We start from the raw sequence: 1120 nt of genomic DNA, 5'->3' as shown, positions 1-1120 counted from the left end.
GGGCGAGAAGACCGGCACGGTGACCAACAGCGAGCGCCGCATCTCCCGCGTGCGCCCTGCGGTGCCCGCGCCCGGCGACACGCGCCACGACTGGGCCATCGCCGTGCAGTTCGCCCACCGGCTGGAGGCGCGGCTGCGCCCGGGCCGGCCCACGCTGTTTCCGTACGCCACTGGCGACGGCGAGGCCGAGCGCGGCGCCGAGGCCGTGTGGAACGAGCACCGCGAGAGCACGCGCGGGCGCGACCTGGACATCACCGGCCTGTCGTGGGCGCTGCTCGATGCCCAGGGCCCGCAGCAGTGGCCCTGCCCGGCCGGCGCCGCCGACAACACCGATGCCGATGCCGATGCCGACCCTTCGGCCCCGCCCCGCCCGCTGGGCAAAGCGCGCCTGTACGAAGACGGCGTGTTCCCCACCGCCGACGGCCGCGCCCGCTTCGCCGCCAACGCCTGGCAGCCGGTGGCCGAGCCGCGCCAGGCGCGCTACCCGTTCAGCCTGACCACCGGCCGCCTGCGCGACCAGTGGCACGGCATGAGCCGCACCGGCACGCTGGGCCGCCTGTTCGGCCACGTGGCCGAGCCCAGCGTGCAGATGCACCCGCAGGACATGGCGCGCCGCCAGCTGGCCGAGGGCGACCTGGTGCACGTCACCAGCGCGCGCGGCGCCATCGTGGTGCCGGTGCAGGGCAGCACCGACGTGGGCCTGTCGCAGGCCTTCATCGCCATGCACTGGGGCAGCGAATACCTGAGCGGGCAGTCGTCCACCGGCACGCCGCTGGCGGGCGTGAACGCGCTCACCACGCCGGCCTTCTGCCCCACCTCCAAGCAGCCCGAACTCAAGCACACCGCCGTCAAGATCCTGAAGGCCGAGCTGCCCTGGCGGCTGCTCGCCATGGCCTGGCTGCCGGCCGACAGCGCCCTGGCCGCGCGCGAGGCGCTGGCCGCGCTGATGCCCGCCCTGCCCTTCGCCAGCTGCGTGCCCTTCAGCAACAACGCGCCCCTGGCCGGCCCGCAGCGTGAACGCCACGGCGTGCTGCTGCGCGCCGCCGGCCACGAGCCCGCGCCCGATGCGCTGATCGAACGCATCGAGGCCCTGCTGGGCCTGGACACCCCCGACACCCTG

1 protein-coding gene is annotated in these 1120 nt (G+C 75.4%); it reads left to right on the top strand.

Features of this window, described 5'->3' with window-relative positions; genetic code table 11:
- A partial coding sequence (locus tag AC27IQ_RS25240; RefSeq protein WP_487091257.1) for a molybdopterin oxidoreductase family protein occupies window positions 1-1120 on the top strand: 1120 nt, incomplete at both ends.

This window comes from Acidovorax sp. KPB24-07 (genome assembly GCF_057543315.1).
This window is presented reverse-complemented; position numbering and strand designations above follow the sequence as displayed.